A 13,954-nucleotide genomic window follows, 5' to 3' on the forward strand; every position below is an offset into this window, starting at 1 on the left:
GGTCATGGTTGAAGAGTCGAATTCGTCAACAACTTATTCAATTTGACTGTATCAGGGATGCTATGGAATATGTACTTCGCCTAGCGTCCTAACCGCCTTGTCTGTTGCTATAAATTACCCGATACTCAAGCGGGACTCTATCAGCAATTTGTTGATGACTTCGATAAGTGGAAAAAAGCCGAATTTGTAACAAACTCTAAACAGCGTCAGCAACTTAATGTCAAACTGGGAGAATTAGCTAAAGCAGCAATATTAGATAAAGAAGAAACCCGTTTTCGCTTGCGGCAGGATTTTATTACTCAGTTTTTAGGTGATGCTGATGATGAAAACTCGCTGCTGAAATTGGCATTAAATCGCGGCTGGCTGAACTGTGTCGGGATAGATACAAATAGAAAACCTGTTTACGCTTTTTTTCATGCCTCATTTCAAGAGTACTTTGCTGCTAAAGCAATTGATGACTGGCATTTTTTTCTTAATCACGTTCCTAAAAATCCTAGTCATGGAACTTATCGGATCTTTGAACCGCAATGGAAGCAAACAATATTACTTTGGTTGGGACGAGAAGAAGAAAACCTCAAACAGCAAAAGCAACAGTTTATCGATGCTTTAGTAAACTTTAAAGACAGATGTACTGCCTGGAATAGCGAAGATGTAGATAAAGGATTTTATGAATACCGCGCCTATTTTTTAGCAGCCGCAGGAATTGCAGAATTTAGGGATTACTATAAAGCAGATGAAATAGTAGCACAAATTATAAAATGGGGCTTTGGTTATTTAGATAAAAAACAAAACTGGATCAGTTCTCTCAAAGCAATTATTACAAAGGAAGCTAGGTCAGCATTGAAACAGATAAACCGTACAGCAGCAATCACAGCCTTGAAGCAATTGCTAGAATCAAATCATCTGGATGAAGAGACCAGTTTGCGTGTAGTATTAAATCTAGGGCAAATCAGCATTGGCAATGAATTTTTTATCATTGCCTTACTGCGACTCCTACAATTTGATTCTTTGGATAAAAACGCCCGTAGGCAGACAGCAGAAAGCTTAGGGACAATCGACCCAGGTAATCAAACAGCGATCGCCACCTTGGTGCAACTGCTGCAATCAACTACTGTGGATGACGACACCCGTAGGCAGACAGCAGAAAGCTTAGAGAAAATCGACCCAGGTAATCAAACAGCGATCACCACCTTGGTGCAACTGCTGCAATCAACTACTGTGGATGACGAAACCCGTAGGCAGACAGCAGAAAGCTTAGGGAAAATTGACTCAGGTAATCAAACAGTGATCGCCGCCTTGGTGCAACTGCTGCAATCAACTACTGTGGATGACGACACCCGTTGGCAGGCAGCAGATAGCTTAGGGAAAATCGACCCAGGTAATCAAACAGCGATCGCCACCTTGGTGCAACTGCTGCAATCAACTACTGTGGATGACTATACCCGTTGGCAGGCAGCAGATAGCTTAGGGAAAATCGATCCAGGTAATCAAACAGCGATTGCCACCTTGGTGCAACTGCTGCAATCAGCTGTGGATGGCTATACCCGTTGGCAGGCAGCAGATAGCTTAGGGAAAATCGACCCAGGTAATCAAATAGCGATCGCCGCCTTGGTGCAACCGCTGCAATCAACTACTGTGGATGACGACACCCGTTGGCAGGCAGCAGATAGCTTAGGGAAAATCGACCCAGGTAATCAAACAGCGATCGTCGCCTTGGTGCAACTGCTGCAATCAGCTGTGGATGGCTATACCCGTTGGCAGGCAGCAGATAGCTTAGGGAAAATCGACCCTGGCAATGAAATTGCAATCGCCGCCTTGGTGCAACTGCTGCAATCAGCTACTGTGGATCACTACACCCGTTGGCTGGCAGCATCTAGCTTAGGGGAAATTATACAGAATAATAAGCATCGCTTTGAGGTAGTCAAAGCTTTAAGTGATTATTGGCTATTAAATGATGATTACTACAATTTAGCTTGGAAATGCGCTCAGAATATGCCTTACCCCGATTTCTATCGAGCTTGGCATCAGCATAATATTGTTACTCATACAATGCGAAGCTTAAAGAAAATCCTCTTCACAAAAATAATTTAAATACTTTTGCAGCAGCGACGTTACAAAGAAAGTTGGCGTGACGCAACAGCTTGTCAATTTGTTACCAAAACAGAAGCGGACGTTAAAAATAAAGTTGTTGTCGTCACCACAATTTGTGCAATCGTCCACAACACAAGTTGTTTGGTTCAGAATGCTTGTCCGTTGTTACAGAAAACTTGTCCGTTCGTCCAGAACACAAGTTGTTTCGTCCAGAATGCTTATCCGTTGTTACAGAAAACTTGTCCGTTCGTCCAGAACACAAGTTGTTTCGTCCAAAATGCTTATCCGTTGTTACAGAAAACTTATCCGTTCGTCCAGAACACAAGTTGTTTCGTCCAAAATGCTTGTGTTTTTGTGACAAAACTTATGTCTTCGTTCACAACGCTTAAACAAAACTTATCAATTAAGTTGTTTCGTTAAGAACGCTTATCTATTTGTGACAACGCTTAAGCAAAGCTTATCAATAGAGCGGTTTCGTTACCAGAGCTTATCTATTTGTGGCAAATGCTTATGCGATCGTTACCACCCTAAAATCCAAAGACAGAAAATGCTAAGATTCCAATCAAATATGGCACTTGCACAGCTATGACAAGTACGCTGCATAAATCAATCTCCTTGGCAGAGTTCCTCAAACTGCGAGAAACAGAGCCTACTAGTGAATTTATTGAAGGTCGTATCTACCAGAAACCAATGCCACAAGGCAAACATTCCCGACTACAACTAAAACTTTGTAACGCAATTAGCCAAATTGCTGAAGAACAAGAAATTGCTTTGGCTTTTCCAGAATTACGCTGCACATTTGGTGGACGTTCGATTGTACCAGACGTGAGTGTATTTGCTTGGGAACGGATTCCCTTTGATGCTAATGGGGAAATTGAAAATACTTTTGGAATTTACCCTGATTGGACAATTGAAATTCTTTCACCAGAACAGAATACAACCAAGGTAATTATAAATATTCTTCACTGTCTAAAACACGGTACTCGATTAGGGTGGTTGATCGATCCAGATGAACGCTTAGTATTAGTATTTTTGCCAGGACAGCAACCTATAGAGATGACTGGGGATGAAGTATTGCCTGTACCTGAATTTTTGCAACTTAATTTAACAGTTACGCAGGTTTTTGCATGGCTAAAACCAACAAAAACTAATCAATAAAAATGATTAATATTCAGTTAAAAGAAGTAAGTAGACGCAATTAAATATAAGATGTCATTCCGAGCGGAACGAAGTAAAGCGTGGCAATTTCAGTCATTGCGATCGCTTCCCTTCTCCTGACAGAGACGCTACGCGAACGGGAAGGCTTCGCCTACATTCCGCAACTTTTAGAGGATGTTTGAAAAATCCTCTTCACGGTAACAAAACATTTTAGATCCCCCTAAATCCCCCTTAAGAAGGGGGACTTTGAAAGCTTTTTGCCCCCCTTTTTAAGGGGAGTTGGGGGGATCAAAAGCCTGTGACGCAACTCTAGACACCATAGCCTTTTTAAGGGGAGCCAGCGCGGTCTTGGGAAGATAAATAAATGCTAAAGATACAGCAAATCACTTTTCAAACAAACTCTAATTTATGGTTTCTACAGTGCGCCCTCATCTGTAGTTTTAGATTTAGCTTTTGCCTTATTAGCACTGCGCTTGAGGGCAGAGAGTCTTGCTTCGTATTTCGACCTTTGGCGCTTACTAGGAGTACTGTCAATCAGGGTTTTTAAGGCGCTGCCAAGACTCTTGTAGGCATTGGGGAGGCTATAACCAAAACGAGTTGCCAAAGCGATCGCTTTCTCATCAGCATTAAGCAATTCTCTCAGCTGCTTTTCCCCACTATTCTTTTGGTACAGTCGCCAGCCTGACACGCCACAAAGCGACAAAGCTAACACCAGCAGCAATCCATCTTGTACCCACAATTCGCCTACAGCACCACCTAAACCAATGGCTAGTGCTGCCATTTCCCAACCATCTTTAGGAATTGTGTCATTTTGAACGCGAGCAACTTCATGCCAGAACAGCAGATTACGCTGATCCATTGCGAGGGCATCCCATTTCACCAAGTCAATTTGAATTTCTACTTGGTCTTTACCAATTTCTTCGCAACGAACCAGGGGTGGATTGACTTCAGTTGTGCCTTCAACCGTGACCCAGCTCTGTAATTCTGGCGGTAGTAAGCCTTTCAACCGCCGTAGTTCACTCATTTCCGCTTTAGCAGAGGAGGTTGCATAGGATGTCATAATATCCAGCCCCAGAAAATTTCAGTATATAGTGAGGGTATCACTTTGGAGTATAGCGATTTAAGTGATGATCCGTCTCACTCGCTGGGAAAACTTCCTCGCTTTTTTCGCGCTTCCATTGCCTTTTCCAGCAAATCTAATAATCCTGGGGCTTCTTCTTGGATACTGAGTAATAGTCTTTCCCCAAGTTCTATATTCCCCGGATCAAGACCTGTTGCCATAACTTCTTTCAAGCGAGGTATTGCTATACCATCCACAATCTGAATTAACCCACTCAGGCAACGGTGAAATTGTTTTTCTGTGAGAATCGAGTCTTCTAGAGGAAACTCAATAATGGCACGGATTTCGCCATCCGATGGGTCATACTCCCATTGCAACATTTTGGTTTCCCAGGAAATGGCTAGCATTGTCTGTAGGATAGCTCCCTTGTGAGGATGGTCTTGAATTCCTGACAGAACTTGAGGCGCAAATACCCGGAAAAATTTTCCCTCTTCATCCAACTGGACAACTATTAAGAAATCTTCTAAGTTATCAGCCTCCACACCTGTTATAATTCGGTCTTCTTCATCATCAAAACGGTAGTCCCAACCAAGGTTGTCTAAATAATCGGCAATCTGTTTGAGGTTAGCTCCCATAAAAGCCTCATAAGGAACGTGGAGCAGTTGTTACCAGACCTAGTTTAACCTGCTAGGGGTATTTGTTTGGGTTGGTGTAGATACTTCCGATCGCATAGAAGTGTGCAATTAGGGAATTAGGGATTGGGTACTGGGTACTGAGGATTGAAGATAGGAAAAATAAAAGAGATGAGCATTTGGTGCTGTGAATGATATTTTCTAAAGGACTCTTGCTCATTATTAAAGAAGCGATAATCACTATTTTTAAAATCTTAGCCAGTGAAGGATATAGCAATAACTCGCTTAAGTTTTAATATTTCCTTCTAGGTTGAATAAATGTATTGCTTCAAGCATTGTGGCAGTATTTTAAATCAAACCTGAAAGATCAAGCTTAGTTGAGATGATTTTTATATGATATCTAGAGCTTTTGAAAAGATAAATAAAAGCTTAAACTACCGTTTTTAACAGTGAATAAATATAGCACATAGACTGGTAGAGTTTTATATTACAAGCAACAAATTGTTTTCACTAAATGATTGTAGTGAGCAATACATTTTTTATTATCTAGTAATTTATGAAATTCATGCGTAACTCAGCTTTAATTCTAGCGATCGCACCCCTAGTCTTTGCGATCGCAGCTTGTGGTGGAGATTCAGGACAAACAGCAAGTACACCCGGCACTCCAGGCAGTAATCCAGCAGCACCAGCAACTAGAAATCGCTGGGATAATATTAAAAGCCGTGGTCAGGTAATTTGCGGTGTCAGTGGTGAAGTACCAGGGTTTAGCTTTGTGGGAACTGATGGTAAATATAGCGGCATTGATGTAGATATCTGTCGCGCGATCGCCGCAGCTTTATTTGACAACCCAGATGCAGTAGAATTTCGCAATCTCAATTCCAAAGAGCGGTTTACAGCTTTGCAAACTGGCGAAGTAGACGTTCTCAGCCGCAACACTACTTGGACACTTAGCCGCGATACCTCTGTAGGTCTAGAATTTGCACCTGTGGTCTTTTACGACGGCCAAGCCATAATGGTTCGCAAAAATAGCAACATTAAGTCCCTTGCAGACCTGAAGGATAAAGCAATCTGCGTTCAAACTGGTACGACTACCGAACAAAACTTAACAGACCAAATGCGGAAAAGGGGCATCACTTATAAACCCGTTGTCTTTGAAGATGTTAACGTTACCTTTGCTACTTATGCCGAAGGTCGTTGCGATGGCATTACGGCTGACCGTTCAGCATTGGTTTCTAGAGGCTCGATTTTACCTAAACCAGAAGATAACGTGATTCTCAATGAAGTGATTTCTTCAGAACCCCTTGCACCAGCAGTCGCCAAAGGAGATATTAGGTGGGGTGATGCTGTTAAGTGGGTAGTTTATTCTTTAGTAAAAGCTGAAGAATTAGGCATTACTTCGCAGAATGTAGGTCAGTTTGCTGCTAGTAACGACCCGGATATTAAACGCTTTTTAGGAACTGAGGGCAACCTTGGCGAAGGACTCGGCTTAACAAACGACTTTGCAGCCAGAATAATTAAGCACGTCGGTAACTACGCCGAAGTTTACGATCGCAACCTCGGCCCCAAGACAAAACTGAATCTAGCTCGTGGTCAAAATCAACTCTGGAGCAAAGGCGGACTGCTTTATTCTCCGCCGTTCCGGTAGAGGAGGGCAAGGGGGCAGGGAGTAGGGAGCAGGGGGAGCAGGGGGAGCAGGGGAGGCAGGGGAGGCAGGGGAAGAAGAATTATTGATTAATGCTTAATGACAAATGACAAATGACTAATTCTATATGGCGTGATATCCGTTTTTGGCGCATTGCTTTACAACTTATTGCTGTATTTTTAGCAGCAGTTGTAGTAGTAATATTGTGGGGCAATCTTAAGCGCAATTTGCAGCAATTGGGTATTCCATTTGGATTTGATTTTCTTAAGCAACAAGCATCTTTTGATATTGGCGAGACGCTGATTAGTTACAAACCCACTGACACCTACAGTCATGCTTTGTGGGTGGGGTTAATTAACTCCTTGCGAGTGGCAGTTGCAGGAATTTTTCTGACAACCATTGTTGGGGTAAGTGCTGGGATTGCCCGACTTTCTGACAACTGGTTAGTGCGGAATATCGCAATGGTTTATGTAGAGGTTTTCCGCAATACGCCCTTACTGCTGCAATTGCTGTTTTGGTATTTTGCTGTGTTTCTCAGTTTCCCGAAAACAGGAAATAAGATATCCCTTTGGGGCTTTATTGGCATTAGTCAAAATGGTTTAGAACTTCCTTGGTTTACGCTATCACCAGAGTTTTCAGCTTTGCTGTTGGGATTAACTTTTTACACAGGTTCGTTTATTGCGGAAATTGTTCGAGGTGGGATTCAATCAGTACCGAAGGGACAATGGGAAGCAGCGCGATCGCTAGGATTAAAACCAGGATTAGTTATGCGGCTGGTAGTTTTTCCCCAAGCCTTGCGGGTAATCATTCCACCGTTGACGAGTCAATATCTGAATTTGACAAAAAATACCAGTTTAGCGATCGCAATCGGCTACCCCGATATTTATTTTGTCGCCTCTACCACTTTTAACCAAACGGGGAAAGCCGTAGAAGTGATATTACTGATTATGCTCACCTATCTCACTCTGAGTTTGACTATCTCTGTAGTCATGAATTTATTCAATCGCAGCGTGCAAATTAAAGAGAGATAAGGGCGATGAAGAAGCAGCTAAACTCCAAAGTTGAAGTATCAGTCTTTACAAATGACAAATGACAAATGACAAATGACAAATTAAGCTGGCTACGTAAAAACCTGTTCAGCACTTGGTACAACAGCTTATTAACTGTTGTCTGTTTAGTGTTACTGTTTTGGATACTGCGAGGAATTCTAACCTGGGCAACTAGTCAAGCACAATGGGCGGTAATTCAGGTTAATTTACGTTTATTTTTAGTTGGCAGATTTCCGCAAACACTATATTGGCGAACTTGGATTGTACTGGCGATCGCTTCGATTTTAAGCGCTATAACTGCGGGTGTATTCTTTGGTAAACAACAGTTAATAAAACGTGGGATTGCTTTGTTTGTTTTTATAATCAGCGTTTTCTTAATTGTTTTACCACTAGACTTTACATCCCGCATTTGGTTATTGTTAATTGCATTTTTAGTATTTGTAGGTTTTTGGCTTGGAGGGAACTTTACTAAGGTACTAACTCCTTGGCTTTCCCTATTATGGTTATTATCTTTCCCGATAATTTTATGGTTACTTGGCGGTGGATTTGGATTGCAGCCTGTATCTACAAATTTGTGGAACGGTTTACTACTTACCCTACTAATGGCAGCAGTCAGTATTGTGCTTTCCTTTCCTATTGGGATTTTACTCGCTTTAGGACGCACAAGCAATTTGCCTGTAGTACGTTGGTTTTCCATCCTGTACATTGAAATTGTCAGAGGAGTACCACTGATTGGGATTTTGTTCCTAGCTCAGGTAATGCTTCCCTTGTTTTTATCAGCAGACGTGCGTCTAGATCGGGTATTAAGAGCAATTGCTGGACTAGTATTATTTAGTGCCGCATACATGGCAGAAAACGTGCGCGGTGGACTGCAATCAATTCCTCGTGGACAAATTGAAGCTGCAAAAGCCCTAGGATTAAATACAGTTTTGGTGGTTTTGTTAATCGTTTTACCTCAAGCATTGCGTAGTGTGATTCCTGCGATCGTTGGTCAGTTTATCGGTTTATTTAAAGACACTTCTCTCTTATCATTGGTGGGATTAGTGGAACTCACAGGTATTGCGCGTTCCATATTGGCACAACCACAATTTCTCGGACGCTATGCAGAAGTTTATCTATTTATTGGCTTTATTTATTGGGTATTTTGCTACTCAATGTCGTTGGCTTCTCGGCGGTTAGAAAGACAGTTGAGTAATTAGTTAGGAGTTATGAGTTGTAATTATGTCAGAGATACAACCAATAATTATTGCTGAAGATGTTCACAAGTGGTATGGAAAATTTCATGTTCTTCAGGGTGTGAGCTTGACAGTCAATCGTGGAGAAGTAGTAGTATTGATGGGGCCATCTGGTTCAGGTAAATCTACCTTTATTCGCACATTTAATGCTCTAGAAGAATACCAAAAGGGAAAAATTGCAATTGATGGCATTACCCTCAGTCATGACTTGCGAAATATTGAAACGATTCGCAAAGAAGTGGGAATGGTTTTTCAGCAATTTAATTTATTTCCTCATCTCACAGTATTGCAAAATATCTCTTTAGCACCAATTTGGGTACGGCGATCGCCAAAGGCAAAAGCTGAAGAATTGGCAATGCAACTATTAGAAAGAGTGGGAATTTTAGAACAGGCGCAAAAATATCCAGGACAGTTATCTGGTGGACAACAGCAACGGGTAGCGATCGCTCGTGCTTTAGCCATGCAACCCAAAATTATGCTATTTGACGAACCCACCTCAGCTTTAGATCCAGAAATGGTACGAGAAGTTTTGGATGTAATGCGAAATCTCGCCCGTGATGGAATGACTATGGTAGTCGTCACCCACGAAGTAGGATTTGCGCGTGAAGTCGCCGATCGAGTTATTCTCATGGATAGTGGTTCCCTCGTCGAGTCAGCCACCCCTGACGCATTTTTCAGCAACCCCAAAGAAGATAGAACACGCAAATTTTTGTCACAAATTCTCTAGAAAATCTTTGATTAATCTAACTTTTCCATCCCACAACTTCACACCAAGCAGCAGCAAAAAATCCATCTGGGTGCTGACTCCATTCTCGTAAAGCACGACTCATTGCTGTAAGCGATTGCTCATCAGCCCAACCTTTCTCTATAGCTCCATCCACCTTTGCAGAAGCCTCAATTCGCAGCGCCAAATATTCTGTAGCTTCACTCAGTGGCTCATAACATTGATAAGAAGCCGAAGCTTTAATATTAGTAAATCCGCTTTGGCGCAGCAGAGCGCGTAACTCTCTACCTACATCAGGATTCCCTGAATTCTGCTGCTGAAGCCATTTGTAATAAGAAAATGCTTTTTCCAGTTCTGGTGTAGATGGTGCAATCAAAAACCCACCCCAGTCAGGACTACGAAGCCCTACAATTCCCCCTGGTTTCAAAACTCGCCACATTTCCCCTAACGCCTGCGCCGGTTCTTGAAGATGCTCAAATAGTGCATGGGAGAAGATTGCATCAAACGAGTTATCCGGGAAGGGTAAAGCATAAATATTCGCCTCCAGAAAATTAGCGTTACTAATACCTTGGTTAAAAGAACTTTCAGCAGCTATCTGGATTTGAGAAACTTCGCGATCAATACCCGTAAGCATACCAGGGAAAATTGCTTTTGCTAAACCCAAAGCGATCGCACCAGGGCCGCAGCCACAATCTAGTAAATTCATGCCTGGACGTAAATAAGGCGTGAAAAACGCAGCATGAGTATCTATGTTGCGTTTTGCCATAAAATTCGTCGCATTGGTTGAATAGCCTGGAGTATACCTTTCTGGCATAGCTTTGACTCCCTAGGATAGCTGTATGAGTATCATAGGTAGGTAATTTTGAGATGTCCAATATATATTTATAGAGAATTGAAACTTATAAAATATCAAAAAAATGGAACTGCGACACCTGCGCTACTTTATCGCTGTCGCTGAGGAACTGCACTTCAGTAGAGCCGCCGAGCGATTGCACATTGCTCAACCGCCCTTAAGCCAGCAAATTCAGCAACTAGAGGCGCAATTGGGAGTAGAACTATTTCATCGCAAAACCAAGCGACAGGTACAGCTAACAGAAGCTGGACAAGTTTTTTTGCAAGAAGCTTATCAACTTTTGGCTCAACTCCAAAAAGCAATTGAGCTAACTCAAAAAACGGGAAGAGGTGAAAAGGGACAACTACGAATCGGGTTTACCAGTTTGGTAACTTACGATTTGCTTCCTGTAATTTTGCGACGGTTTCGAGAACAGTTTCCAGAAGTAGAGTTGATTTTGCAGGAATTAACCACAACTCAGCAGGAACAAGCGCTACAAGAACGTCGCATCCATATAGGCTTTGCCCATCCACCGTTAGAAGACAACACACTCAATCAAGAGTGCATTCAGCAAGAAGCTTTAATTGTGGCTATGTTAGAAACTCATCCCTTAGCTGAACAAGAAAAGATTTCAGTGCGATCGCTAGTAAACGAAAACTTTATCATGTTCCCTCGCTACTTGGGGCCAGGACTTTATGACCAAATCGTAAGTCTTTGCCAGCAAGGAAATTTCAGCCTGAAAGTGACTCAAGAAGCGATTCAGATGCAGACGATTATCGGGTTGGTTTCGGCGGGAATGGGGATTGCGATCGCACCGTCTTCATTGCAAAATCTTCAGAGGGTTGGTGTAGTTTATCGCGCTGTAGAGGAGAAAACACCATTAGTAGAAACGGCTGTAGTATGGCAACAAGAGGATATGACACCTGTTTTACAAAAGTTTTTGCAAGTTGTGAGAAGTGTCTGAGGTTAATTGATTAGTTGTCTCCACGCCATGTGAAAATAATTGATAATTTTGTTGCTAGTCATGCCAAGCGATTGTACGAAAGCGAATTGGTAGAATTTGGATAGAAGCAGTGCGATGAGGAACTAAGTAAATTACAAATAGCTGTTCTGAAGCCTCTGCCAATTCTATAACTTCATGCAAGTTTTCATTATGAGCGATTAAGCCATTAGCATTATAAGCAACATATTTATTCTTATATCAATCTAATAACATTTGGCGATTCTGGTTTAGCCATTTCAGCATTTGCTTAATTTCATCGGGAGATGGTGTTTTATTCATAGATTTTGGTGATAATTTCAGCCATTTTCTACCAGCTTGCCTTTTACTTATGATTGTATCTGCGATCGCTCTGCATCTTCTAGTTAAAAAAGAGCGATCGCTTTAACTAAAACAATATCCCAGCCTCAATAACCTTTATTGCTCATAATGATATTTGCAAGTCAAAATAATCAATAAATCTTCTTGCACTTTATAAACTAATCTATGTTCATCTGTGATCCGCCTTGACCAGTAACCTTGTAGTTCATATTTTAATGGTTCTGGCTTCCCTATCCCTGCAAAAGGATCTCTTTGTATATCTCTAATCAGTGCTAATATTTTTTTGAAAATTTTCTTGTCTTCTGTTGCCCACTGACCTAATTGTTCAAAAGCTTCTGGTTCAAAGGTAATTTTTCTCATATTCATCTAAATCTACATAAATTAGGTTTCCTTTTTGTACATTTTCCAAAGCTTTGAGCAGATGTTTTCTATTAACCTCTGATTTTAAAAGATAAGTAGTTTCATCCTCTTCAATTGATGGTTCGACTAGCACAATAACTTCTACGATTGTTCCTTCTGCTAGTTCGGTTGCTAAAAGTTCAATTTTGCCATCTTTGCCTACAATAGCCTTTTGTTTAATTCCAGTAAGCATACATATTTACTCCTATTTTTACTATTTTATTGTAACTGTAATTGTAACTGTAGATGAATCAGATGATATTTGGGCGATCGCTTTTCTTTCTTGGCGTCTTGGCGGTTCGTTAGAAAGAGCGATCGCTATTAGACAGAATAGAACTCAAATTGGGAATACTGAATAAAGTGCGGTTATTTGCTGCGGAGAATCCAAGCGACTTTTTGCCAGATATAGCCCTACTGAGTATTTATCAACTTGGAGAAGATTATGACTTTACCAGTTACAGTAACCTTTATGCTTGCTGATTGGATTGCTAAAGGACTGAAAGATGGAACTTTTGAACGGGTTGGAGATGTAATTAGAGAAGTAGCTAGTAAGAAAATTGTTACTTGGTTGCGGGACAATCGCTCACTTGCTCCTCAAGCTATGTCTTTCGCTACAATCCTGTTACTGGTGTACTCAATTTGATTGTTTCAGGAGCAAACACAGCAATTTCAACTAAAGGATTTGCTGATGTTAATCGACGACTAGGTGGTATTGAACAAGATTTAGGGGTAATTGGGCAAAGTTTACAAGTAACTCAAGGTATTTTGCAGATAACTAGTGCTGCTAGTGTACTTAATCTTGGGGTATCTGTGATGGGTTTTGCTGTTATATCGCAGCGTATCAATGAGATAGAAAACCAATTAAAACAAGCAGCAGAATTATTAAATAAAATTAATCGCAAAATTGACCTCAGCTTCTATGCTAACTTCCATGCTGGAATCGAATTAGCACTTAATGCCTTTACGATGACTAGAGTTGAAAACCGTAGAAGCAGCGCTTTACAAGCTATCAATCGCTTCTTAGAAGCAGAACATATTTACAAAGATTACACAGTTAATGAACTTTCTCAGAAAAGCCCAATTATTGACAAATATATACTGACATTATCTCTAGCCTATATTGCAGAAGCACGTTGTCATTTAGAACTAGAAGAACATGAAACAGCGCTTCGTCGTTTTCAAGAAGGGGCAAAATTTATCAGGTTGCTGCTTCAAAAATATATTGAAGTCATGCTTATTTCTAATCCAGCAGCATACTTACATCCTCAATTTAAAGGTCAGATTGATTTGCATAAACTAACCCAAATTTACCAATGGATTGACCCGAATTTTAATGAAAATACAGTTTTCGAGATACAACGCGAGAATATGTTTAAACTGACTCAAAGTCATGATGAATGGCTATCTTCCCTTCCATCGGCAATTGTAGATCGTAGTGAAATTCAATGGGGCATATTCGGAGGAAATCCTACTCCATTCACAGGGAGATTTGAAAAAGAAGCTTACAAACGTCTTCCCCAAGTATTTGAGGTAATGGAATCTATGATTGAAACCAATCGCCGTTTTGAATCTTACCAAACAGAAGTACAAGCAATATGCCAATTAGGAATCAGTTTTCATGACTGGCTTAAATTAACTCCGTCTACAGAAATTAAACCAGAAGGCGCAGAATTAATGTACATCATTCCATCCAAACCTTAGACTTGTCCGAAATATTAACTTAGGAAAAGAAAAATGGTAAAACGTTTAAGTAAGTGTCTACCATTTTTCTGTATTAGTTATGGTTTTTGATTATATCCAGAAGTATCCGC

15 protein-coding genes and 1 pseudogene are annotated in these 13,954 nt (G+C 41.0%); 10 read left to right on the forward strand and 6 right to left on the reverse strand.

Annotation, left to right across the window (positions count from 1 at the left end):
• Window positions 1-279 precede the first annotated feature (279 nt).
• The 3 genes from H6G97_RS34870 to H6G97_RS34880 all read left to right on the forward strand — a co-directional run bounded on the left by H6G97_RS34870 (window position 280) and on the right by H6G97_RS34880 (window position 3,249).
• Window positions 280-2,091, forward strand: coding sequence for a HEAT repeat domain-containing protein (locus H6G97_RS34870; protein WP_242055650.1), 1,812 nt, complete (start codon window positions 280-282; stop codon window positions 2,089-2,091).
• Window positions 2,092-2,228: 137 nt separating this feature from the next.
• On the forward strand, window positions 2,229-2,480 hold the full coding sequence (locus tag H6G97_RS34875) for a hypothetical protein (protein WP_206759140.1): 252 nt from the start codon (window positions 2,229-2,231) through the stop codon (window positions 2,478-2,480).
• 196 nt (window positions 2,481-2,676) lie between these two features.
• Window positions 2,677-3,249 carry a Uma2 family endonuclease gene (locus H6G97_RS34880; RefSeq protein WP_190944981.1) on the forward strand — a complete coding sequence of 191 codons (573 nt, stop codon included), beginning with the start codon at window positions 2,677-2,679 and terminating at the stop codon, window positions 3,247-3,249.
• Window positions 3,250-3,664: 415 nt separating this feature from the next.
• Here the strand turns inward: H6G97_RS34880 and H6G97_RS34885 are convergent, their stop codons facing one another.
• The gene (locus H6G97_RS34885) at window positions 3,665-4,309 is read right to left on the reverse strand and encodes a DUF3318 domain-containing protein (RefSeq protein WP_190944983.1); all 645 of its coding nucleotides are present in this window, start codon (window positions 4,307-4,309) and stop codon (window positions 3,665-3,667) included.
• A 77-nt stretch (window positions 4,310-4,386) separates the two neighbouring features.
• Window positions 4,387-4,944: a type III secretion system chaperone family protein gene (locus H6G97_RS34890; protein ID WP_190944985.1), complete on the reverse strand. Its 558-nt coding sequence runs from the start codon at window positions 4,942-4,944 to the stop codon at window positions 4,387-4,389.
• Window positions 4,945-5,506: 562 nt separating this feature from the next.
• Here H6G97_RS34890 and H6G97_RS34895 point away from each other — a divergent pair.
• The 4 genes from H6G97_RS34895 (at window position 5,507) to H6G97_RS34910 (ending at window position 9,594) form a co-directional block, all read left to right on the forward strand.
• A complete protein-coding gene (locus H6G97_RS34895) occupies window positions 5,507-6,586 on the forward strand; it encodes an amino acid ABC transporter substrate-binding protein (protein WP_190944987.1) in 1,080 nt (359 codons plus the stop codon).
• A 110-nt stretch (window positions 6,587-6,696) separates the two neighbouring features.
• Window positions 6,697-7,614: an amino acid ABC transporter permease gene (locus H6G97_RS34900; protein WP_190944989.1), complete on the forward strand. Its 918-nt coding sequence runs from the start codon at window positions 6,697-6,699 to the stop codon at window positions 7,612-7,614.
• Window positions 7,615-7,679: 65 nt separating this feature from the next.
• Window positions 7,680-8,831, forward strand: coding sequence for an amino acid ABC transporter permease (locus H6G97_RS34905; protein WP_190944991.1), 1,152 nt, complete (start codon window positions 7,680-7,682; stop codon window positions 8,829-8,831).
• 22 nt (window positions 8,832-8,853) lie between these two features.
• Window positions 8,854-9,594 carry an amino acid ABC transporter ATP-binding protein gene (locus H6G97_RS34910; protein WP_190944993.1) on the forward strand — a complete coding sequence of 247 codons (741 nt, stop codon included), beginning with the start codon at window positions 8,854-8,856 and terminating at the stop codon, window positions 9,592-9,594.
• A gap of 16 nt (window positions 9,595-9,610) precedes the next feature.
• Here H6G97_RS34910 and H6G97_RS34915 read toward each other — a convergent pair whose 3' ends face one another.
• Window positions 9,611-10,405, reverse strand: a complete 795-nt coding sequence (locus H6G97_RS34915) for a methyltransferase domain-containing protein (protein WP_190944995.1) — start codon at window positions 10,403-10,405, stop codon at window positions 9,611-9,613.
• A 103-nt stretch (window positions 10,406-10,508) separates the two neighbouring features.
• Here H6G97_RS34915 and H6G97_RS34920 point away from each other — a divergent pair, with 103 nt between their 5' ends.
• The gene (locus tag H6G97_RS34920; protein WP_190944997.1) at window positions 10,509-11,387 is read left to right on the forward strand and encodes a LysR family transcriptional regulator; all 879 of its coding nucleotides are present in this window, start codon (window positions 10,509-10,511) and stop codon (window positions 11,385-11,387) included.
• 54 nt (window positions 11,388-11,441) lie between these two features.
• On the opposite strand, the pseudogene H6G97_RS53355 reads toward H6G97_RS34920, so the two are convergent.
• The 3 genes and pseudogenes from H6G97_RS53355 to H6G97_RS34935 form a co-directional block, all read right to left on the reverse strand.
• Window positions 11,442-11,612, reverse strand: a pseudogene (locus tag H6G97_RS53355) (DUF5678 domain-containing protein); the annotation flags it as partial.
• A gap of 228 nt (window positions 11,613-11,840) precedes the next feature.
• Complete coding sequence (locus tag H6G97_RS34930) at window positions 11,841-12,104, reverse strand: Txe/YoeB family addiction module toxin (protein ID WP_190944999.1); 264 nt, start codon at window positions 12,102-12,104, stop codon at window positions 11,841-11,843.
• Window positions 12,085-12,336, reverse strand: a complete 252-nt coding sequence (locus H6G97_RS34935) for a hypothetical protein (RefSeq protein ID WP_190945001.1) — start codon at window positions 12,334-12,336, stop codon at window positions 12,085-12,087. The genes H6G97_RS34930 and H6G97_RS34935 overlap by 20 nt, the downstream gene beginning before the upstream one ends.
• 249 nt (window positions 12,337-12,585) lie before the next feature.
• Here H6G97_RS34935 and H6G97_RS53360 point away from each other — a divergent pair, with 249 nt between their 5' ends.
• Together H6G97_RS53360 and H6G97_RS34940 are read left to right on the forward strand one after the other, a co-directional pair.
• The gene (locus H6G97_RS53360; protein ID WP_242055655.1) at window positions 12,586-12,786 is read left to right on the forward strand and encodes a hypothetical protein; all 201 of its coding nucleotides are present in this window, start codon (window positions 12,586-12,588) and stop codon (window positions 12,784-12,786) included.
• A complete protein-coding gene (locus tag H6G97_RS34940; protein WP_242055656.1) occupies window positions 12,783-13,844 on the forward strand; it encodes a hypothetical protein in 1,062 nt (353 codons plus the stop codon). Before H6G97_RS53360 ends, H6G97_RS34940 begins: the two co-directional genes overlap by 4 nt.
• Window positions 13,845-13,954: the final 110 nt, after the last annotated feature.

This window comes from Nostoc flagelliforme FACHB-838 (assembly GCF_014698065.1).
Taxonomy (GTDB): domain Bacteria; phylum Cyanobacteriota; class Cyanobacteriia; order Cyanobacteriales; family Nostocaceae; genus Nostoc; species Nostoc flagelliforme_B.